Origin of the sequence: Microlunatus sagamiharensis, from assembly GCF_900105785.1 — a bacterium.
GTDB classification, from domain to species: domain Bacteria; phylum Actinomycetota; class Actinomycetes; order Propionibacteriales; family Propionibacteriaceae; genus Microlunatus; species Microlunatus sagamiharensis.
Genome location: NZ_LT629799.1, coordinates 932,824 through 951,749 on the forward strand (window position 1 = coordinate 932,824; position 18,926 = coordinate 951,749).

The window sequence follows — 18,926 nt, forward strand, 5'->3', positions numbered from 1 at the left end:
GCCGCGACCCGGCCGCCGTCGTCCGGTGGTCGAGAGGCGCGACCGGCGGGCCCGCCCCGGGCCGCGGCGTGCCGTAGCGTTCGCGGTCGTGCTGATCGGCCGCGAGGACGAGACCGCGACCCTCCGGGCGGTCCTCGACCGCGTCCGTGCCGGCGGGAGCGAGGTCGTGGTCGTGTCCGGCGAGCCGGGCATCGGCAAGACGGCCCTGCTGCAGGAGCTCCGCTCGGCCGCGACGGGGGTGCGGGTGCTCGCCACGACGGGCGTCGAGGGCGAGTCCGACATCCCGTACGCGCACCTGGCCGACGTGTTCCGGGGCGCCCACGACGACATCGCGGCGCTGCCCGAGCGGCAGGCGGCCGCGCTGGCGAGCGCCTTCGCCTTCGGCCCCTCCGTGCCGGCGGACCGCTTCGTCATCTCGGTCGCCGTCCTGACCCTGCTGAGCGCGGTGGCGGCCCGCGGTCCGCTGCTGCTGGTCGTGGACGACCTCCAGTGGGTCGACCGCGCCTCGCGCGAGGCCCTGCTCTTCGTCGCCCACCGGCTCCAGGCCGAGCCGGTCGGGATGGTCCTCGCGGTCCGGCCCCGGGCCGAGGTCGTGGCCCGGCTCGACCGCTTCCGCCGCATCGAGCTCCGCGGGCTCGCCCCCGCCGACGCCCGGCGGATGGTCGAGCAGGTCAGGGACGTCCGTGGCCGCGCCGACACCGAGGCGCTGGTCGTGGGCTCGGGCGGCAACCCGCTGGCGCTGCTCGAGCTGCCGCTCGCCCGCCGTGGCCGGACGGGGCTCCTGCGTCGCCGGGGGACCCCGATGCCGCTGACCGCGACGCTGGAGACGTTGTTCAGCGACACCGCGCACGAGCTGCCCGGGCGCACCCGGGACGCGCTGCTGCTCCTGGCTGTCCTGGGGCCGGTGCCCGACGCGGTGCTCCGGCTGGCGCTGCTCGGCCACGGACTGGCTCCCGAGGACCTCGACGAGGCCGTGCGCGCCGGCCTGGTGGTGCACGAGCTCGGACGCCCGGACTTCCGCCACCCGCTGGTGCGCTCGGCGGTCTACCAGTCGAGCGCGTCGGAGCGCCGCCGCTCGGCGCACCTCGTCGCCGCGCGCGCCCTGGATGGCGCGGCCGTGCCCAACGCCGAGGAGCGTCGGGCCTGGCACCTGGTGTGGGCGGGGGCGAGCGCCGACGAGGACCTCGCCGCGCGGCTGGAGAGCACCGGCGACGCCCAGCTGCTGGCCGCCGACTTCACCTCGACCGGGCACCTCTTCCAGCTCAGCGCGCTGCTCAGCGACGACGACGCCACCCGGGCCGGGCGCCTGGTCAAGGCGGCGCACGCGACGCGGCTGGCCGGCGAGATCGACGAGTGCCGCTCGCTCATGGTGCAGGCGAGCGGGCTGGCGTCCGACCCGGCGACCGTGCTGTTCCTGCAGTACCTCATCTGCAGGCTCGACCTGTGGGCCGGCGACCGGCTGCAGAGCCGCGACCGGTTGCTCGAGCTCGTCCGCACCCACGAGGCCGCGGGCGTCGTGCTCGACCCCTACATGCACTCCGACGTCGCCCTCGGCAGCGTGGAGATCGGGGACTTCTCCGTCGCCGACGACCTCTCGGCCGCCGCGGTGGAGCGCGCGGTCGCCGGCGGCGGACCGGTCCCGCTGGGGATCGCCGTGGTCCGCGCCATGGTGCGGGCCTTCCTGGGCGACCCGGGGGCGACCGTGTCGCTGGAGGCCCGGGCCGGTGAGCTCGACGTGGTCGACCCGGTGACGACCGACCGCGACGAGCAGGTCCTGCTGCTCGCCGGCGTCGCCCACCTCGCCGCGGAGGACGTCGAGCGCGCCGGGACGCTGCTGCAGCGTGCCGTCGTGACCGCGCGGACCCACGGGGCGGTGGGCATGCTGCCCTTCCGCCTCGGGCGGCTCTCGGCCTTCGAGTTCTGGGTCGGGGACTGGGGCATGTCCGCCGCCCACAGCCACGAGGCGCTCACCCTGGCCGGGGACACCGGCTGGCGGGGCGAGCGGCTGCACAGCCTGCTGGCCTGCGCCCGCACGGAGGCGCTCACCGGTGCCGCGCAGCGGTGCCGCGGCCACCTCGACGAGGCCCTCGCGCTCGCCGAGGTCGAACGGAGCTCGGCCTACCTCGCGACGGCGTACGCGGGCCTCGCCTCGCTGGAGCTCGCCTCCCAGGAGGTCGCGGCGGCCGCCGCCGCCGGTCGGCGCGTGGAGGACTTCTCCCGGCGCTCCGGCATGGTCGACAACCCGCTGGTCTGGTGGACGGGCGACCTGGTCGAGGCGCTCGTGGCCGACGGGCAGGTCGAGGAGGCCGCCGAGCTGGTCCGCGGCCGCGCCGAGGTGCCGTCCGCCCGTCCGGTGCTCAGGGCCGTCCTGGCCCGCTGCCGCGCGCTCGTGCAACCCGACCGCTTCCTCGAGCACGTGGATGAGGCGCACCGCTGGCACGCGCGGGCGCGGATGCCGTACGAGCGGGCGCGGACCGACCTCGTCCTCGGGCGGATGCTGCGCCGGCAGCGGTCGGCGGGAGCCCGCGAGCCCCTCGCCCGGGCGCTGCGCACGTTCGAGCAGCTCGGTGCGCTGCCGTGGGCCGAGCAGGCGCGCTCCGAGCTGCGCGCGTCCGGGGTCCGGCTCGCGGCGCCGACCCGCGGGCTCTCGGAGCTGACCCCGCAGGAGCTGCAGGTGACCCTGGCGGTCGCGCGGGGGCTCAGCAACAAGGAGGTCGCCGGCCAGCTCTTCCTGAGCGTGAAGACCATCGAGTACCACCTGGGCAAGGCCTACCTGAAGCTCGGCGTCGCCCGGCGCGGCCAGCTGGCCGCCCTGCTCGCGACGCAGGCCCCGTGGGTCGAGCCCGCCGCCGGGCACCAGGGGCCCTAGGCGGTGCGGACCAGGGTCCCGCGGACCAGGGATTCCTCTGATGCGGGGGCGGGCGACGCGCTCGTAACGTCGTCCTCGAGACCGGGCCCGCACACCGACGAGGGGGGACGATGACGACGCCGTACCGGGGGGAGGCGGTCATCGAACGGGGAGTCCTGCGTGCGGGCCCGGTGCTCCGGGGCCTGTGGCGCCCGGTCAGGCCCGGCGTGCGGCGCGGCGGGGCCCGGCTCGCCCTGTGGGCGTTGGAGTCCACCCGGGCCGCGGCACGGGTGCTCCCCGGGCTGCGGGTCCCGGGCTGGGTGCCGCTGGCCGGCTCGGTGGCGGGGCGCACCTGGGCGACGCCCGTCCTGCCGCGCCGGGGTCCCTTCGGCCCGACGATGTCCAGCCCCACCGTGCTGGAGATCACCATCGACCCCACCTGCGGGGTGACCGAGCCCCAGGAGCTGGCGCCGGTCGCGCAGCAGGTCTTCAAGGGTCGTCCCCGCTTCGTGGTGAACGTCGGGTTCTCCTGCGGGCGGTCCCGGGGGATGGCGCCCGGCCCCTACACCGATCCCCGCTCCCGCTGGTTCAACCTCTTCGCGGGCTGCTACCAGATCGACGTGCCCCGGTCGGCGTGGACGCACCCCTTCGGCTACCGCCGGTCCGGGACGGGGTTCTCGATCTGGCCCGAGGACGTCGCGCGGCTCGGCCAGGCCGACTGGAACTACTTCTCCAACTACATGTACGGCGTGCCGCTGGACGCGATCCGCCGCCTCGGCGCCGCGCCGGTCGCGCTGCGCCACGAGGGACGCACGCAGGTCGGCGCGCGCTGGTGGGACCGGCTCTCCGGCAGCGGGATCGAGGTCTCCTCGGCCTTCGTCTCCACCGCCGACGGGCAGTCGCTCGAGCCCGACCGGACCTTCCTCCAGGAGCTCTGGCGGGCGTCGTTCGGTCAGCCGAGCAGCTCCGCGGAGCCGGCCTCGAGCTTCTTCCGCACCCCGATCAGCACCGAGCTGCTGGTCTGCTTCGACGAGGCGTACGACGCCCGCCGCCTCAAGACCGACGTCTACCGGACCTTCGTCTTCGGCGGGTCGGTGAACGACTGGTGGGCCGCCCAGCAGCCGGAGGGCGGTCACGGCGAGAACCAGCGCTTCCTGGGCTACCAGCTCGACCAGGTGCGGCAGGTGCTGGCGGAGGACTTCGCCGACCTCGGGTTCGACAGCGCCACGCCGACGGCGGCCGGGGTGGGCGGGCCGTCCGCGGAGCCGCTGGTGGGCACGGCGCCCGCGATCGCCCGGCCGGGGTGAGGGGGGCGAACGGCTAGGTTGGGCGCCAGACCCGCCGAGGTCCCCGAGATCCCCGAAGCCCAGGAGTGACGTGACGCTGAAGGTCGCCGTGCTCGGCGCACGAGGTCGGATGGGCGCGGAGGTCTGCCGGGCCGTCGAGGGGGCCGACGACCTCGACCTGGTCGCCGCGCTCGACGCGGGGGAGGACCGGTCGGGCGCCGAGGGTGCCGACGTCGCGGTCGACTTCACCCACCCCGACGCCGTGATGGACAACCTGGCCTGGTGCGTGGGCCACGGCATCGGCGTCGTGGTCGGCACGACCGGTTTCACCCCGGAGCGGCTCGACCGGGTGAACGAGCTGCTCGGCCACCACCCGCGCGTCGGGGTGCTCGTCGCCGCCAACTTCTCGGTGGGGGCAGTGCTGATGATGCACTTCGCCGAGCGGGCGGCCGCCTTCTACGAGAGCGTCGAGATCATCGAGCTGCACCACCCCGGCAAGGCCGACGCGCCGTCGGGCACGGCGGCGGCGACTGCGGCCCGGGTCGCCGCCGCGCGCACGGCGGCCGGCCTGGACGCACCGCCGGACGCGACCTCCTCCGGGCTCGAGGGCGCGCGCGGCGCCCGCGCGGACGGCATCGCCGTGCACAGCGTCCGGCTGCGCGGGCTGGTCGCGCACCAGGAGGTGCTGCTGGGCTCGGAGGGGGAGACGCTGACGATCCGCCACGACTCGCTCGACCGCGTCTCCTTCATGCCGGGGGTGCTGGCCGCGGTCCGTGCCCTGCCCGAGCGGCCCGGCCTGACGGTCGGGATCGAGTCCGTGCTGGGCCTCACGTGAGCCGTCGCCGACCGCGGGGCGAGCGCGGGGCGGCCGGGGCGCGGTTCGCGATCGTCTTCGTCGTCGTGGCCGCCGTGCTCGCCGGCCTGTTCTACGCCGGGGACGCGTACGCCCACCGCCGCGTCGAGCGCGAGGTCGCGGCGACGCTGCAGGGCGAGCTGGGCACGCCCGGTCTGCCGAGCGTGGAGATCGAGGGCCGTCCCTTCCTGACCCAGGTCGTCGCCCGGCGCCTCCGGGAGGTGCACGTGGTGGCCGACGACGTCGGCCGGACGAACGGCGCCGCGCTGCCCGTCGCGCACGTGGACCTGACCCTGCGTGACCTCACCACCACCGACTGGTGGAGGACCATGAACGTCGCCCGCGCCGACGGGACCGCGCTCGTGGACCACGCCGCGCTGGCGCAGGTCGCCGGCGTGCCCCTCACGTACGCCGGCGACGGGCGCTACCGGATCGAGGCCGACCAGAGCCTCTACGGCCTCACGGTCAAGGCGACGGTCACCGGAGGCCTCGCGCTCGACGTCGCCGCCCAGACCGTGACGCTGTCGGACCCGACGATCCAGGTCGCGGGCTACACGCTGCCCGACGTCGTCGCCGACCAGCTGATCAAGGCCGTCGTCCGCCCGATCCCGCTCGAGGGCATCCCCTTCGAGCTCCAGGTGAGCTCGGTCGACGCCCGCGACGACGGGCTCCACGTGGGGCTGACGGGCGCGGACGTCCCGATCCGGCGCTGAGCCGACCGGACGCAGCCGACCCGGACCGGCCACACCTCGCCGAGCGGTAGGTCTCCGCGTCCGACGCGTCGTACGAGGCGCGGCAACCTACCGCTCGACGAGGAGGAGGTCACGCCCCGAGGCCCGCGTGCAGGCGGAGCTGCTCGAGCGTGACCGAGCCGTCCTCGGCGCCGATCGTGCGGCTCGCGCCGTCGGGCTCCCAGCCCGCCACGGCGAGGAACCGGCGCAGCTCGACGTCACCGGCGAGCACCCACCACCGGGCGCGGGCGAAGCCGTCGGCCCGCAGGGTGTCGGCGCAGGCGTTCAGGAGGCGGGAGCCGTGGCCCTGGCGCCGTGCCGGCGGGTCGACCCAGAACTGGTCCACCTCGCCGTCCGCCCCGGCCCGGGCGTCCGGGTCGTCCGAGGGGCCGGTCGTCGCGAAGCCCACCACCCGGCCCTGGCCCGCCACGGCGACGAGGACGCGACGGCGGGCGTCGGCCGGACGGGCCAGCACCTGCTCCCAGGCCCGCACCATGGCCGGCTCGTCGACCTCGGCGAGCAGCGCGCCGCCGAGCTCCGGCGGCAGGTCGAGCCAGGCCCGGCGCTGCACCGCCGCGACCGCGGACGCCTCGCCCGGCCAGGCGAGCCGTACGGAGTCCGCGACGGGCTGGGGTTCGGGCACGCGGTGATGCTACCGAGACGCCGGTGTGGTCCAGATCACGCGGCACCAGCCGTAACGACCCCGGCGACCGACGCGATGTCCTGGTCGAAGTCGGCGCCCTACCTGAACCCCCGAGCAGGCATGGCGCCGACTTCTTCGCGTCCCGACCCGCCTGGAGCACCTCGGCGGCACCGCCCTAGGTTGGCGGGGCCCGTCGACCGGCGGGCGTCGGCACCCCGAGGAGCACCCGATGGCGGCTGAGACCGACCGGACCGACCAGACCGACGAGACCGACCAGTCCCAGCAGACCGAGGGAGACGGCGCCTCCGGCGTCTCCCAGGCGCTCACCGGGCGGATGCTCATGGCGGCCGTGGTCTCGGCGATCTCCGCGCTGCTGTACGGCTACGACACCGGCATCATCTCCGGCGCGCTGCTGCAGATCCGGCGCGACTTCGAGACCGGCAACGGCATGGAGCAGGTGATCGCGGCCAGCATTCTCTTCGGCGCGGTGCTCGGCGCCTTCACCTGCAGCCAGCTCTCGGAGCGGCAGGGCCGCCGCAAGACGATCCTCATCGTCTCCGGGGTGTTCGTGCTGGGCACGCTGCTCTGCTCCGTCGCCCCCAACGCGACGGCGCTCTCGCTGGCCCGGATCGTGCTCGGGTTCGCGGTGGGCGGCGCGACCCAGGTCGTCCCGATGTACGTGGCCGAGCTCGCGCCGGCCCGCAAGCGCGGACGCCTCGTGCTCACCTTCCAGCTCGGCATCGGCGTCGGCATCGTGCTCGCCACCCTGGTCGGCGCCAGCGAGGCCTCGCCCTGGCGCGTCTCGGTGGGAGCCGCCGCGGTGCCGGCGGCGATCATGCTCGTCCTGATGCTTCGGCTGCCCGAGAGCCCGCGCTGGCTGGTCAAGGCCGACCGGCGCGACGACGCCCGGGAGGCCCTGCGCGGCGTGCGCGAGGACGGCAGCGACCTCGACGCCGAGCTCGACGAGATCGTGGGCCTCGAGGAGGAGGAGCGCTCCGCCGGGCGGGAGAACCGCGGCTGGCGCGGTCTGCGGAAGCCCTGGGTCCGCCCGGCGCTGGTCGTGGGCTGCGGCATCGCCGTCTTCACCCAGCTCAGCGGCATCGAGATGATCATTTACTACGCGCCCACGATCCTGACCGACAACGGCTTCTCCGAGAGCGCCGCCCTGCGGGTCAGCCTCGCGCTGGGCGTGACCTACCTGGTGATGATGATCGTGGGCCTGACGATCGTCGACAAGGTCGGGCGCCGTCGGCTCACGCTGATCATGGTCCCGGGCGCCGCGCTCGCCCTGGCCGTGCTCGGCACGCTGTTCGTCACCGGCCACAGCGGCCGCGGCGACATCGGCCTGATCGTCGCCTGCCTGGTCGTGTTCATGTTCTTCAACGCCGGTGGGCTGCAGCTGATGGGCTGGCTGACGGGCAGCGAGATCTACCCGCTGGGCGTGCGCAGCGCCGGCACGAGCGCCCAGTCGATGACGTTGTGGGCCACGAACATGCTGATCACCCTGACCGTGCTGACCATGATCGAGGGCATCGGCGTCGGCCCGACCATGTGGGTCTACGCCGGCTTCAACGTGGCGGCCTGGATCTTCGTCTTCCTGCGCATGCCCGAGCTGACCGGGCACAGCCTCGAGGGTATCGAGAGCCGGCTGCGCGAGGGCCGCTTCAAGCCCAAGGACTTCTGAGCCCGTCGCTTGGGAGGGTCAGGAGTAGTACGGCTGGGTCTGCGCCGGGTCCGTCCGCACCACGTCGAGACCCGGGGTCCCGAGGAGCGCCGCCACCGCGGCCTCCTCGGCACCGACCCCCGCCCAGTGCGGGTCGACGTCGGCGGCGAGGCACCACCGGTGGTCGGTGGGCCAGACGAAGGCGGGCGGCACGAGCAGCCCGTCGCCGACGTCGCGCTCCCAGTCCTGGAGGTCGTCCAGCCGACCGTGGAGGAGCGCGTAGCGGCGCACCGAGCCGAGCTCGGCGTCGACGAGGTCCAGCAGGGGCAGCGCGGGCGGGATGGCGATGCTGCCGCCGTAGCCCTCCCAGACCGCACACCAGCAGTCGTCCGGCGTCGAGGTGAAGCCCGCGAGCACGGAGAGGGCCCGCCGGGCCTGGTCGAGGTCGCTCGGGCGGTCGTGGGGCAGGTCCTGGTCGGCCTCGGACTGCCCGGGCCGCACGGGGTCGGGGACGAAGCGCAGCCGCGCGTACGCGGCGAAGCCGTCGGGCCCGAGCCCCACCAGCCGCGTCCAGGGCACCGGGCTGCGGAGCAGCCAGTCCGCGGGTCCGAGGTCGTGCGACCAACGCAGGGCCATCAGCGAACCGTACGAGCCGCCGGAGGAGAAGGGATCCACAGGGCCGCCTGAACCCCCGAGCAGACGGACCCTGTGGACCCCCTTATCTTCTCGCAACGGCCGGCGCGCCACCGTGGTTCCGTCGAACTCTCAGGTTCGTCCGGGAGCGGTAGGGTCGAGCGTCGTGGCTGGTACCCGACTGCAGACCCCTCCGCCCCTGGCACGCGACGCGATGCGCGTGACCCCGCTCGGCGGCCTCGGCGACATCGGCCGGAACATGACCGTGGTCGAGCACCACGGGCAGCTCCTGATCGTCGACTGCGGCGTGCTGTTCCCCGAGGACGACCACCCCGGCGTCGACCTGATCCTGCCCGGCTTCGGCGCGATCGCCGACCGCCTGGACGACGTCGTCGGGCTGGTGCTGACCCACGGGCACGAGGACCACATCGGCGCCGTGCCCTACCTGCTCAAGCAGCGTCCCGACATCCCGCTCATCGGTTCACGGCTGACCCTCGCGCTGCTGCGCGAGAAGTTCAAGGAGCACCGTCTCCGCAACACCGTCGAGCTCGTCGTGAGCGACGGCGAGCAGACGCAGGTCGGGGCGTTCGACCTCGAGTTCGTCGCGGTCAACCACTCGATCCCCGACGCGCTCGCCGTGGCGATCAGCACCGAGGCCGGGCGCATCCTGCACACCGGCGACTTCAAGATGGACCAGCTGCCCCTCGACGGCCGGCTGACGGACCTGCGGGCCTTCGCGCGGCTGGGGGAGGCCGGCGTCGACCTGTTCCTCGTCGACTCGACCAACGCCGAGGTGCCCGGCTTCACCACCCCCGAGCGCGACATCGCCCCCGCGCTGGACCGCGTCTTCGACCGCAGCAAGCAGCGCGTCATCGTCGCGTGCTTCGCCTCGCACGTGCACCGCGTGCAGCAGGTGCTGGACTCCGCCGTGGCCCACGGGCGCAAGGTCGTCTACGTCGGCCGCTCGATGGTGCGCAACATGGGCGTCGCCCGCGACCTCGGCTACCTCAAGGTGCCGGCCAACACGCTCATCGAGATGCGCGACATCGAGAAGTTCCAGCCCCAGGACGTCGTCATCGTCTGCACGGGCTCGCAGGGCGAGCCGATGTCGGCGCTCTCGCGGATGGCCGCGAGCGAGCACCCCGTGATCGACCTGAAGCCGAACGACACCGTCGTGCTCGCCAGCTCCCTGATCCCCGGCAACGAGAACTCGGTCTACCGCGTGATCAACGGGCTGACCCGGCTCGGGGCCAAGGTCGTGCACAAGGGCAACGCCCTGGTCCACGTCTCCGGCCACGCCAGCGCGGGCGAGCTGCTCTACTGCTACAACATCGTCAAGCCGCGCAACGTCATGCCGGTCCACGGCGAGGCGCGCCACCTCGTGGCCAACGCCGACCTCGCGGTGCAGACGGGTGTCCCGCGCAAGCGCACGATCCTGGCCGAGGACGGCACCGTGGTCGACCTGCACAGGGGCAAGGCCTCCGTGGTCGGCAAGGTCGACGCCGCGTACATCTTCGTGGACGGCGCCACGGTCGGTGACATCTCCGAGGCCGCGCTGACCGACCGCAGGATCCTCGGCGAGGAGGGCTTCGTGTCCATCGTCGCGGTCGTCGACACCCGGACGGGCAAGGTCGTCAGCGGTCCCGACATCCACGCGCGCGGGTTCGTGGAGGGCGACACGGTGTTCGACCCCGTCCGCCCGCAGATCGTCACCGCGCTCGAGGCGGCGCTGGCCGACGGGACCGACGACACCTACCAGCTGCAGCAGGTCATCCGGCGGCGGATGGGGCGCTGGGTCAACGACACGCTCCGTCGGCGGCCGATGATCGTGCCGGTGGTCATCCAGACCTGACGGGTGCGCCCGGGCCCGGGTCTCCGGGCCCGGGCCGTGGGTCGTGCGCGCAGGGACGCGAAGACCCGCCCACCCCGAGGGGTGAGCGGGTCGTCGTCCGATCAGGGTGCGGGCGTCAGCCCGCGGCGACCTTGCCGGCCTTGATGCACGAGGTGCAGGCGTTCACGCGCTTGGCGCGGCCCGACACCGCGGCGCGGACGGTCTGGATGTTCGGGTCCCACCGCCGGTTGGTCTTCTTCTTCGACCACGGCTTGTTGTGGCCGAAGCCGGGGGTCTTGTTGCAGATGTCGCACACCGCAGCCACGTGAAGTCACTCCCGCACAAAAAGATCTGGTTAAGGTCAAGCACCGGTGACGCCTCTGGCGGTCCGGGCAACTTCCTCAGCGTACCCGACGTCGCCGGAACCGGTCGAATCAGCGAGACTGCGGCGATGAGCGCGAGCGAGGAGGCGCACCAGGCGCGGCAGGCCGTGCCCGACGAGGAGCGGCTCGCCCGGCTCCGCGACGAGACCCGCTTCGAGCTCGGGCTGCTCCACGAGCGGGTGGGGGCGCTGCTCGCGGCCGAGGCCTTCCTCACCATCGCCTACACGGCCGCCATGAGCAACGGGGCGGGCTGGGGCGAGGCCTTCGCCCGCGTCGCGGCGCCGGTGCTCGCGGCCCTCGGCCTGCTCCTCGCGCTCCTGGCGCTGCCCGGGGTGGTGACCACCGCACGCATCGTGCTGGCCCAGACCGCGGTGCAGGACCAGCTGTTCGCCCGCCGGCGGAGCGACGACGGCCCGTACCACGGGGTGCCGGGACGACCGGCGGCGCTGGCCGACCAGCGGCGCGGCCTGCTGTTCTTCCGGGCGGTCCCGCTGCTGTTCGCGGCGGTGTGGGTCGTGCTCGGGGTGCTCGCCGTCGTGCTCGTGACGCACTCGTGACGTAGGCGCCCTCTACGGTGGTCCCGTGGCCGGGCGCAGCAGGACCGGGCGCAGCGGGGCCGAGGCGTCGGCCACCGACGTGCGCCCCGCGGACGCCGCCTGGCGCACCCCCACCTTCCGCCGGCTCGACGCCCGGCTGGACACCGTCGTCGGCGGCCGGACGGCGACCCAGCTCGAGGGCCTGCGGGTCCGGACGGTCGGCGACCTGCTCCACCTCGTCCCGCGTCGCTACTTCGCCGGCACCGAGCTGTCGGACCTCTCGACGCTGGAGCCGGACGAGGAGGTGGCCGTCCTCGCCGAGGTGCGGTCGGTCCGGGCGCACAACCTGCCCTCCGCGGGGCAGCACACCGGGCGCAAGCCCCGCCTCGAGGTGGTCGTCACCGACCGCCGCGGCTACCTGACCCTCACCTTCTTCGGCGCGCCGCACCTCATCCGCTACTGGGAGAAGGACCTCCGGGTCGGGGCGCGCGGGCTGTTCGCGGGCAAGGTGCGCATCTTCAACAACGCCTTCCAGCTGTCGCACCCGGACTTCGTGATCCTCGGCGACGACGGCGCCGTGATCGGCGGCGCCGCCCGCAACGAGGACATGGCCGCGATCGCCGGCAGCGCGCTGGTGCCGATCTACCCCCAGACCGGCAAGCTGCGGACCTGGACCATCGGCTCCTGCGTCGGGCTCGCGCTCGGCTCGGTCGAGGGCCTGCCCGACCCACTGCCGGACAGCGTGCGGGAGGCCGCGGGCGTCGTCGACCTCGGCTCGGCCCTCCGCGGCGTCCACCAGCCCACGACCCGCGACGAGCAGCACCGCGGGCTCGACCGGCTGCGGTTCGACGAGGCCTTCGCGCTGCAGCTCACGATGGCCCGGCGCCGCGCCGACGCCGCCGCTCACGGCGCCATCGCGCGTCCACGGCGACCGGGCGGCCTGCTGGAGGCGTTCGACGCCCGGCTGCCCTTCCGCCTGACCGCGGGCCAGCAGGAGATCGGCGAGGAGCTGTTCGCCGAGCTGGCCGGCACGGCCCCGATGCAGCGCCTGCTGCAGGGCGAGGTCGGCTCGGGCAAGACCCTGGTGGCGCTGCGGGCGATGCTCGCCGTGGTCGACGCCGGTGGCCAGGCCGCCCTGCTCGCCCCCACGGAGGTCCTCGCCGCCCAGCACCGGCAGACCATCGCCCGGATGCTCGGCGACCTCGCCGAGGGCGGGACCCTCGGCGCGGCCGAGCACTCCACCGACGTCGTGCTGCTCACGGGGTCGCTGCCCGCGGCCCGGCGCCGCGACGCGCTGGCCCGGGTCGCCTCGGGCGAGGCCGGCCTGGTCGTCGGGACCCACGCGCTGCTCAGCGAGGACGTGGCCTTCGCCGACCTCGGCCTCGTCGTCGTCGACGAGCAGCACCGCTTCGGCGTGGAGCAGCGGGCCGCCCTGGGGGCCAAGGCCGTCGCGGGCTCCGGCGCCCGGCCGCACGTGCTGGTGATGACGGCGACCCCGATCCCGCGCTCGGTCGCCATGACCGTCTTCGGCGACCTCGAGACCTCGACGCTGAGCGAGCTGCCGGCCGGCCGGGCCGAGGTGAGCACGGTCGTGGTCGACGTCCGCCGCCAGCCCGCCTGGGTCGACCGGGCCTGGCACCGGGTCCGCGAGGAGGTCGCCGCGGGCCACCAGGCGTACGTGGTCTGCGCGCGCATCTCCTCCACGCCCCCGCCTTCGGCGGCGGCGCGGGCCAGGGCGCTCGAGGAGGGCGACGAGGCGGGCTTCGAGCCCGAGGACGCGCCGCCCGCCGTCGCGGTCGAGGACCTCTACGCCGAGCTCTCCGCCGGGCCGCTGGACGGGCTGGCGGTGGAGATGCTGCACGGCGGGCTGCCGAGCGAGGAGAAGGACGCGGTGATGGCCCGCTTCGCCGCGGGGGAGACCGACGTGCTCGTGGCGACCACCGTCATCGAGGTGGGAGTCGACGTCCCCAATGCCACCGTCATGGTCATCTGCGACGCCGACCGCTTCGGCATCTCCCAGCTCCACCAGCTGCGCGGCCGGATCGGCCGCGGCGGCCACACCGGGGTCTGCCTGCTGCTGACCACGGCGGTGCCCGGCACGCCGGCGCGCGACCGGCTCGACGCCGTCGCCTCGACGCGGGACGGCTTCGCCCTCGCCGAGGTCGACCTCGAGCAGCGCCGCGAGGGCGACGTCCTCGGCTCGAGCCAGTCCGGGCGCCGCTCGAGCCTGCGGCTGCTGCGGGTCCTCGACGACGCCGACCTGATCGACGCGGCGCGCGGGCTGGCCGAGCGCTGCGTGGCCGACCCGGAGCTGGCTGACCACCCCGGCCTCGCCGACGTCGTCACCGACGTCGAGCGCAAGGCCGCCGGCGACTGGCTGGAGCGCACGTGAGCCGCATCATCGCCGGCAGCCGGCGGGGTCACCGCCTGCAGACCCCGCCCGGGGACGCGACGCGCCCGACCAGCGACCGGGTGCGCGAGGCGCTGTTCTCGGCCCTGGCCTCGTGGTCGGGCACGGCGTCCGCCCCCGTCGAGGAGTCCCTCGCCGGCCTCGCGGTCCTCGACCTCTACGCCGGCTCCGGGGCGGTCGGGCTCGAGGCGGCGAGCCGGGGTGCGGGTCCGGTGCTGCTGGTCGAGTCCGACGCCCGCACCGCCGGCGTCGCGCGGCGCAACGCCGGCGACCTCGGGCTGGCCGCCTCCGTCCGCACGAGCGCGGTCGAGACGCTGGCCCGCGCCGTGGCCGACCGGGCGTACGACGTGGTCTTCGCCGACCCGCCGTACGCGCTCGGGGCCGAGCGGCTCGACGCCGTGGTCGCCGACCTCCTGGCCCAAGGCTGGGTCGCGCCCGACGGCCTGCTCGTGCTGGAGCGGTCCTCGCGGACGCCCGCCCCGACGTGGCCCGGCGCGGTGGGGGACAGCTGGACGCGTGCGTACGGCGAGACCGTGCTGCACTTCGCTAGCGTCGGCCCATGACGACCGCCGCCTGCCCCGGCTCCTTCGACCCGGTGACCCTCGGCCACCTCGACGTGATCGGCCGCACCGCCGCCCTGGTCGAGCACGTGGTCGTGGCGGTCGGGCGCAATGCCAGCAAGCGCTCGCTGTTCAGCGCCGAGGAGCGCGTGGCCATGCTGCGCGAGGTCTGCGCGCCCTGGCCGAACGTGACCGTGGAGCTGCTCGACGGGATGCTCGTCGACTTCTGCACGAGCCGCGGGATCACCGTGGTGAGCAAGGGGCTGCGCAGCGCGGCCGACACCGACTACGAGGTGCAGATGGCGCAGCTGAACCGCCGGCTCAGCGGGGTCGACACGCTCTTCCTCGCCACGTCGCCCGAGCTGTCCTTCGTCTCCTCGACCCGGGTCCGCGAGCTCGCGGCGTACGGCGCGGACCTCTCCGCCCTCGTGCCGCCGCTGGTCGCGGAGCGCACCCGGGCCAAGGTGCGCGCCGGGTCCTGAGGGCCCGTCAGTCCGGCGACCAGGTGTCGCCGGTGCCTATGCTGGACGCCCGCGAGGATGGTCCACCAGACCCCGCGAGGCGTGCGGGGGACGGCGCCGACCGCACGAGGAGATCGAGGAAAGCAGGGTGAGCATGCCCACCACCACCGCCACCGCCGAGGAGAAGCTGGCGCAGCTGCGCCAGCTCGTCCTGAACGCCCGTTCGATGCCCATGTCGGCCTCGTGCGTGATCAACCGCGGCGAGGTGCTGGACGCCATCGACGACGTCGTCGCGCACCTGCCCGACGAGATCGCCGGCGCCCAGGAGGTCATCGACGAGAAGCAGTCGGCGATCGCCGAGGGCGAGGCCAGGGCCGGGCGCATCGTCGAGGAGGCCCGCGAGCAGGCGACCGAGCTGGCGCGCCAGAGCGAGGTCGTCAAGGTCGCCGAGGAGATCGCGGCCAAGGTGAGGGCGGACGCCGAGGCGGAGGCCGAGGCGCTGCGGCACGAGACCGACGTCTTCATCGACTCGCGGATGGCGAGCTTCGAGTCGGTGCTGCACAAGACGACCAGCCAGGTGCACACCGCCCGCGCCCGCCTCGCCGAGCGCAGCGGCCTCGACGCCGCCCGTCCGCGGCCGAACGCCGGCTGAACCACCCGCCCGTCCATCGGCAGAGGGTCCACCGCGGGCCGACGTCCGCGCAAGTTGGCCCGCGTCGGAGGCCCCGCTAAGGTTGAAGGTCGGTCCACCCGCCGTGCACGCGCGGGCCGGCCCGACGAGGGCGCTCCCGGCGCCCCTCCCACGTCCTTGCCGCGGCCCCTGGGCCCGGTCGACCAGAAGGAGCTGTGCCATGAAGCCGTCCCAGCACCCGGTCGACCCCCGCTCGCCGCTGGTCTTCGACGTCCGCGCGCTCGGCCGTCGCGCCGGGGCCATGACGACGGTGCGGACGAGCGTGCCCGCGCCGGCGGGCCTGGGCAACGACGTCATCGGCGTGCCCGAGGGCGCTCCGGTCGAGCTCGACCTGCGCTTCGAGGCCGTCGTCGAGGGCGTGCTCGTCACGGGCACGGCCGAGCTGGAGGCCGTGGGCGAGTGCGTGCGCTGCCTCACCGAGGTGCGGGCGCCGGTCGACGTCGACGTCCAGGAGCTCTTCGTCCACGACGCCTCCCGCGAGGAGGGCTACGAGGACGAGGACGAGGTCAGCGTCCTGTCGGGCGACTACGTCGACCTCCAGCCGGTGCTGCGCGACGACGTCGTGCTCGACCTGCCCTTCCAGCCGCTGTGCCGGCCGGACTGCGCGGGCCTGTGCCCGACCTGCGGCGTCCGGCTCGACGACCACCCCGGCCACCACCACGACGACGCCGTCGACGCGCGCTGGGCGGCCCTCGGCGCGCTCGACCTCGACGACGTTGCCGACGCGGCACCCGACGGGGTGGAGCAAGCCGCTCCGCATCCGTACAATCGACCCGGCCCATCGCAGGGCGAGGAACTGTCCCGCTGACGCGGGGCATCCGGCAAGACGAGAAGAGAGAAGCACCATGGCTGTCCCGAAGCGGCGTCTGTCGCGCAGCAACACGCGTAGCCGCCGGTCGCAGTGGAAGGCCGTCGCGCCGACCCTCGTGACCTGCGCGAACCCGGCCTGCCGGCAGAAGCACCTGCCGCACACGGCCTGCCCGAGCTGCGGGTCCTACGGCCCCCGCGCCAACCGCCGCCAGGTCCTCGAGTCCTGACGACCGTGTCAGGGGCGCCCGCGGGGCGGCTGCCGGCCCGGCAGCTGCTGGTCGAGCTCGGGCTCGAGCTCGACCCAGGGCTCCTCGAGCGCACCCTGACGCACCGCTCGTACGCCTACGAGCAGGGCGGCCTGCCGACGAACGAGCGGCTCGAGTTCCTCGGGGACTCGGTGCTCGGGCTCGTCGTGACCGAGCACCTCTACACGACCTACCCCGACCTGTCGGAGGGTCAGCTCGCCAAGCTGCGCGCCGCGGTGGTCAACTCGCGCGCGCTGGCGGACGTGGCCCGGGGTCTCGACCTCGGCGCCCAGGTCCACCTGGGGCGCGGCGAGGAGAGCACCGGCGGGCGCGACAAGTCCTCGATCCTGGCCGACACGATGGAGGCCCTGATCGGGGCCGTCTTCCTCGGCCACGGCATCGACCAGGCGCGTCGCTTCGTGCACCACCTCTTCGACCCGCTCATGGCCGAGGTCGCCACCCGTGGCGCCGGCCTGGACTGGAAGACGAGCCTGCAGGAGATCGCGTCGCTGTCGGGCATGGGCGTGCCCGCGTACCGGGTCGTCGAGTCGGGCCCTGACCACGCGAAGAGCTTCGCCGCGACCGTGTCGGTCGACGACCTGCAGTACGGCCCCGGGGCCGGGCGCAACAAGAAGGAGGCCGAGCAGAACGCGGCCGCCCTCGCCTTCGCCGACCTCAAGGCCCGCCAGGGTGACGCCGCCCTCGACGGCGCCGCCCAGGGCACCTCGGCCTGACGGCCGACCCGCCCCACCCCTCAAGCGCGTCGTGCCCGAGCTCCCCGAGGTCGAGACCGTCCGCCGCGGCCTGGCCGGCCTCATCACCGGGCAGCGCGTCGAGCGGGTCAGCGTGCTGCACCCGCGCCCGGTGCGGCGCCACCTCGCCGGTCCCGACGACTTCGCGGCGACGCTGACCGGGCGGACCTTCGTCGAGCCCGCCCGCCGCGGCAAGTACCTCTGGCTGCCGTTCGCCGACGGCGACGCCCTGCTCGCCCACCTGGGCATGAGCGGGCAGTTCCGCCTCGACGCGCCCGAGGCGCCGCTCGCCCCCAACACCCGCGTGCTCTTCGACCTCGAGGGCGGTGCGCAGCTGCGCTTCGTCGACCAGCGGATGTTCGGTGGGCTGTCGCTGTCCGTCGGCGGGGCCGCGCTGCCGGCCGAGGTCGCCCACATCGGGCGCGACCCCTTCGACCCCGAGTTCGACCCGGTCGCGGTCGGGCGGCGGATCCGCGCGCGGCGCACCGGCGTCAAGCGCGCGCTGCTCGACCAGCAGGTCGTCTCCGGGATCGGCAACATCTACGCCGACGAGGCGCTGTGGCTGTCGCGCACGCACTACGCCCGCGGCACGTGGTCGCTGTCGGCGGCCAAGGTGGCGGAGGTGCTGGACGCGGCGACCACGGTGATGGGCCGTGCCCTGCGGGCGGGCGGCACCTCCTTCGACGCGCTCTACGTCGACGTCAACGGCTCGAGCGGCTACTTCGACCGGGCCCTCGCCGTCTACGGCCAGGAGGGCCGGCCGTGCCCGCGGTGCGGCACGCCGGTGCGGCGCGAGCCGTTCATGAACCGTTCCTCGTTCCGCTGCCCGCGCTGCCAGCGCACCCCGGTCGCGTCGGCGCGAGCCGCGTGAGGGGCCCGCGCGGCGTGGCCGCTCGGGGGACCGGGAACCCCCGCCGCGGCAGTATCGTCATCCCACTGTGAAACGCCTCGGCCACTACGTCTTCGTGCGCCACCGCCAGAACTGGAACCTGCTGTTCCGCTTCGGGCTGGTGGGCGGGTCGGGCGTGCTCGTGAACCTGCTGGTCCTCGTCGTCCTGCGGCGCACCGGGCCCCACTTCGACGACGTCCTCATCGACCTGCCGCTCACCAGCTTCAACATCCGCTGGTACCACCTCTACTCGACCATCGCCTTCCTCGTGGCGAACCTCTGGAACTTCCAGCTGAACCGGCACTTCACGTTCCGCAGCGCGAAGCACTCCGGGTGGTTCCGCGAGTACGGGCCCTTCCTCGCGGTCGGCTTCGTCGCCCAGCTCATCGGGCTGGGCCTGCTGACCCTGCTCATGCACCCCGGGTCCTTCCTGGCTCTCCCGCGCACGCTGCTGGACGACTCGAGCGGTCTGCGCAACCGCCTCTACTGGGCCCAGCTGATCGTCATCGTGGTCACCGTCCCGCTCTCGTTCGTGGTCAACAAGCTCTGGACGTTCTCCTCCGTCCGCGGCGGTCAGCACCCGACGCTGACCGAGGAGGGTGTGGCCGAGGAGCACGACGGCACGACCCCCCCGCCGAGCCTGGCCACGACCGCGGCCGACCCGGCCCCGCGCACGGGCGGTCCCGGCACCCCCTGACCCG

Annotated in this window: 19 protein-coding genes; 16 read left to right on the forward strand and 3 right to left on the reverse strand. The window is 74.5% G+C overall.

All coding sequences use genetic code 11. The features are described from left to right. The first annotated feature begins 88 nt into the window (after window positions 1–88). From BLU42_RS04235 to BLU42_RS04250, 4 genes are all read left to right on the forward strand, one after another. Entirely contained in the window at window positions 89–2,869 is a 2,781-nt protein-coding gene (locus BLU42_RS04235) for a helix-turn-helix transcriptional regulator (RefSeq protein ID WP_172825748.1), read from the forward strand. Window positions 2,870–2,979: 110 nt separating this feature from the next. After that, complete coding sequence (locus BLU42_RS04240; protein WP_091073397.1) at window positions 2,980–4,155, forward strand: hypothetical protein; 1,176 nt, start codon at window positions 2,980–2,982, stop codon at window positions 4,153–4,155. 76 nt (window positions 4,156–4,231) lie between these two features. Further along, window positions 4,232–4,969: a 4-hydroxy-tetrahydrodipicolinate reductase gene (gene dapB / locus BLU42_RS04245; RefSeq protein ID WP_091079333.1), complete on the forward strand. Its 738-nt coding sequence runs from the start codon at window positions 4,232–4,234 to the stop codon at window positions 4,967–4,969. Then, the gene (locus BLU42_RS04250; protein ID WP_091073398.1) at window positions 4,966–5,700 is read left to right on the forward strand and encodes an LmeA family phospholipid-binding protein; all 735 of its coding nucleotides are present in this window, start codon (window positions 4,966–4,968) and stop codon (window positions 5,698–5,700) included. The genes dapB and BLU42_RS04250 overlap by 4 nt, the downstream gene beginning before the upstream one ends. Before the next feature lie 109 nt (window positions 5,701–5,809). Here the strand turns inward: BLU42_RS04250 and BLU42_RS04255 are convergent, their stop codons facing one another. Continuing rightward, entirely contained in the window at window positions 5,810–6,361 is a 552-nt protein-coding gene (locus BLU42_RS04255; RefSeq protein ID WP_091073399.1) for a GNAT family N-acetyltransferase, read from the reverse strand. A gap of 229 nt (window positions 6,362–6,590) precedes the next feature. Between BLU42_RS04255 and BLU42_RS04260 the strand changes: the two genes are divergently transcribed. After that, window positions 6,591–8,045, forward strand: coding sequence for a sugar porter family MFS transporter (locus BLU42_RS04260; RefSeq protein WP_091073400.1), 1,455 nt, complete (start codon window positions 6,591–6,593; stop codon window positions 8,043–8,045). Window positions 8,046–8,063: 18 nt separating this feature from the next. Here BLU42_RS04260 and BLU42_RS04265 read toward each other — a convergent pair whose 3' ends face one another. After that, entirely contained in the window at window positions 8,064–8,699 is a 636-nt protein-coding gene (locus BLU42_RS04265) for a hypothetical protein (protein ID WP_197680612.1), read from the reverse strand. A 172-nt stretch (window positions 8,700–8,871) separates the two neighbouring features. Here BLU42_RS04265 and BLU42_RS04270 point away from each other — a divergent pair, with 172 nt between their 5' ends. After that, window positions 8,872–10,509, forward strand: coding sequence for a ribonuclease J (locus tag BLU42_RS04270; RefSeq protein ID WP_091073401.1), 1,638 nt, complete (start codon window positions 8,872–8,874; stop codon window positions 10,507–10,509). Window positions 10,510–10,624: 115 nt separating this feature from the next. Here the strand turns inward: BLU42_RS04270 and rpmB are convergent, their stop codons facing one another. Further along, the gene (gene rpmB / locus BLU42_RS04275) at window positions 10,625–10,813 is read right to left on the reverse strand and encodes a 50S ribosomal protein L28 (protein WP_091073402.1); all 189 of its coding nucleotides are present in this window, start codon (window positions 10,811–10,813) and stop codon (window positions 10,625–10,627) included. A 126-nt stretch (window positions 10,814–10,939) separates the two neighbouring features. Between rpmB and BLU42_RS04280 the strand changes: the two genes are divergently transcribed. The 10 genes from BLU42_RS04280 (at window position 10,940) to BLU42_RS04325 (ending at window position 18,922) form a co-directional block, all read left to right on the forward strand. Next, window positions 10,940–11,428 (forward strand): hypothetical protein, encoded by a 489-nt coding sequence (locus BLU42_RS04280; RefSeq protein WP_091073403.1) that lies wholly within the window; start codon window positions 10,940–10,942, stop codon window positions 11,426–11,428. A 25-nt stretch (window positions 11,429–11,453) separates the two neighbouring features. Continuing rightward, complete coding sequence (locus BLU42_RS04285) at window positions 11,454–13,799, forward strand: ATP-dependent DNA helicase RecG (protein ID WP_231918431.1); 2,346 nt, start codon at window positions 11,454–11,456, stop codon at window positions 13,797–13,799. Further along, window positions 13,796–14,380, forward strand: a complete 585-nt coding sequence (gene rsmD, locus BLU42_RS04290; protein WP_091073404.1) for a 16S rRNA (guanine(966)-N(2))-methyltransferase RsmD — start codon at window positions 13,796–13,798, stop codon at window positions 14,378–14,380. The genes BLU42_RS04285 and rsmD overlap by 4 nt, the downstream gene beginning before the upstream one ends. After that, window positions 14,377–14,859: a pantetheine-phosphate adenylyltransferase gene (coaD, locus tag BLU42_RS04295; RefSeq protein WP_091073405.1), complete on the forward strand. Its 483-nt coding sequence runs from the start codon at window positions 14,377–14,379 to the stop codon at window positions 14,857–14,859. The genes rsmD and coaD overlap by 4 nt, the downstream gene beginning before the upstream one ends. 133 nt (window positions 14,860–14,992) lie before the next feature. Then, window positions 14,993–15,490 carry a hypothetical protein gene (locus BLU42_RS04300; protein ID WP_157719763.1) on the forward strand — a complete coding sequence of 166 codons (498 nt, stop codon included), beginning with the start codon at window positions 14,993–14,995 and terminating at the stop codon, window positions 15,488–15,490. A 199-nt stretch (window positions 15,491–15,689) separates the two neighbouring features. Beyond that, window positions 15,690–16,337 (forward strand): YceD family protein, encoded by a 648-nt coding sequence (locus tag BLU42_RS04305; RefSeq protein ID WP_091073407.1) that lies wholly within the window; start codon window positions 15,690–15,692, stop codon window positions 16,335–16,337. A gap of 37 nt (window positions 16,338–16,374) precedes the next feature. Further along, window positions 16,375–16,566: a 50S ribosomal protein L32 gene (rpmF, locus tag BLU42_RS04310; protein WP_091079348.1), complete on the forward strand. Its 192-nt coding sequence runs from the start codon at window positions 16,375–16,377 to the stop codon at window positions 16,564–16,566. Between the two features lie 5 nt (window positions 16,567–16,571). Then, a complete protein-coding gene (gene rnc / locus BLU42_RS04315; protein ID WP_231918432.1) occupies window positions 16,572–17,318 on the forward strand; it encodes a ribonuclease III in 747 nt (248 codons plus the stop codon). Between the two features lie 31 nt (window positions 17,319–17,349). Continuing rightward, window positions 17,350–18,207 carry a bifunctional DNA-formamidopyrimidine glycosylase/DNA-(apurinic or apyrimidinic site) lyase gene (gene mutM, locus BLU42_RS04320; RefSeq protein ID WP_091073408.1) on the forward strand — a complete coding sequence of 286 codons (858 nt, stop codon included), beginning with the start codon at window positions 17,350–17,352 and terminating at the stop codon, window positions 18,205–18,207. Window positions 18,208–18,274: 67 nt separating this feature from the next. Then, complete coding sequence (locus tag BLU42_RS04325; protein ID WP_091073409.1) at window positions 18,275–18,922, forward strand: GtrA family protein; 648 nt, start codon at window positions 18,275–18,277, stop codon at window positions 18,920–18,922. Window positions 18,923–18,926: the final 4 nt, after the last annotated feature.

Bases quoted from the DNA above. Each gene is read 5' to 3' on its own strand.
- BLU42_RS04260 (WP_091073400.1), top strand. From the start codon at position 6,591: ATGGCGGCTGAGACCGACCGGACCGACCAGACCGACGAGACCGACCAG.
- BLU42_RS04240 (WP_091073397.1), top strand. From the start codon at position 2,980: ATGACGACGCCGTACCGGGGGGAGGCGGTCATCGAACGGGGAGTCCTG.
- BLU42_RS04280 (WP_091073403.1), top strand. From the start codon at position 10,940: ATGAGCGCGAGCGAGGAGGCGCACCAGGCGCGGCAGGCCGTGCCCGAC.
- BLU42_RS04305 (WP_091073407.1), top strand. From the start codon at position 15,690: ATGAAGCCGTCCCAGCACCCGGTCGACCCCCGCTCGCCGCTGGTCTTC.
- BLU42_RS04300 (WP_157719763.1), top strand. From the start codon at position 14,993: ATGCCCACCACCACCGCCACCGCCGAGGAGAAGCTGGCGCAGCTGCGC.
- coaD (WP_091073405.1), top strand. From the start codon at position 14,377: ATGACGACCGCCGCCTGCCCCGGCTCCTTCGACCCGGTGACCCTCGGC.
- rpmF (WP_091079348.1), top strand. From the start codon at position 16,375: ATGGCTGTCCCGAAGCGGCGTCTGTCGCGCAGCAACACGCGTAGCCGC.
- BLU42_RS04270 (WP_091073401.1), top strand. From the start codon at position 8,872: ATGCGCGTGACCCCGCTCGGCGGCCTCGGCGACATCGGCCGGAACATG.